Origin of the sequence: uncultured Methanofollis sp. (assembly GCF_937919355.1) — an archaeon.
Lineage (GTDB): Archaea > Halobacteriota > Methanomicrobia > Methanomicrobiales > Methanofollaceae > Methanofollis.
In genome coordinates this window covers 1-1,111 of sequence record NZ_CALFSA010000074.1, presented here as the reverse complement: position 1 = coordinate 1,111, position 1,111 = coordinate 1, and the positions used below count along the sequence as shown (strand labels likewise).

1 pseudogene is annotated in these 1,111 nt (G+C 63.7%); it reads left to right on the top strand.

Annotation, left to right across the window (positions count from 1 at the left end):
* Positions 1-1,111: pseudogene (locus tag Q0520_RS03445) on the top strand (oligosaccharyl transferase, archaeosortase A system-associated); the annotation flags it as partial.

Genomic DNA, 1,111 nt, shown 5'->3' with positions numbered 1-1,111 from the left:
AGGGACGGCACGGCGAGTACCTCCTCCTCGTCAACGGTGTCGCCTTCGGCATCCCGGCCCTGTATATGCTGCTCTTCGGGGTCAAGACAGACGTCCTCTCTTTCACGACCTACTCGGTCGCCCACCCCATCGCCTACCTGATGCTGATCGCGGCGACCGCGGTCCTGTACGCCCTTTCCCGCGTTCTCACCAGGAAGAAGTGGGAGTACCCCGCGGCGATCGGTGCACTCGGGATCGGGTCGATTGTTCTCCTCGGCGTCGTCGACCCTGTACTGTCCGGGATGTTCTGGCAGAACCTGACGACCTTCTTCGGGACAGTCCACGAGACCTCGCTCATCAGGGAGATGGAGCCCTGGAACGCGGCACTCGCCTGGACGAGCCTGAACTATGGCCTCATCCTCCTCGTCGGCGGCCTCGGGGTCCTCGGGTACCGCACACTCAAGAGCACAAGGCCGGAGTCCCTCTTCGTCCTGGTCTGGTCGGCCCTCATCCTGGTGGCCGCGGTCCAGCATATCAGGTACGAGTACTACCTCTCGGCAGTCGTCGCCCTGCTTGCGGCGCTTGTCATCGCCGCCGCCGTCGACTACGGCGGTCGGGAGACCCTCGGATATCTCCACGGGCGTGCCGGGGACGAAACAGATAAAAAGAGTTCGAAAAAGAAAAAGGCAACGCCGAATCCACCCTACGGAAAGATGGCCACGCTCAGCGTGGTCGTCGTCCTGACCGTCGCCTTCGTCGCCACCTCGGCCGGCAACGACATCACGCTCGGGAGCCATGCGGAGAACTCGGCCGTCGTCTCGGACGAGTGGCGGGAGACCCTGACGTGGCTGGGCGCACACACACCCGACCCGGGCGTGGACGTCCTCGGGACCTACGAGAAGGAGACATTCCAGTACCCCGAAGAGGCCTACGGGGTCATGGCATGGTGGGACTTCGGCCACTGGATCACCTATCTTGCAGGGCGTATCCCGAACACCAACCCCTTCCAGGACAATGTTATCGGGCCGGGCGGCGCTGCCACATTCTTCATGGCGACGACCGAGGACGAGGCCGAGGACGCAGTCGAGGCGGCGGGGTCACGCTATATCATCACCGACGGCAGGACCATGAC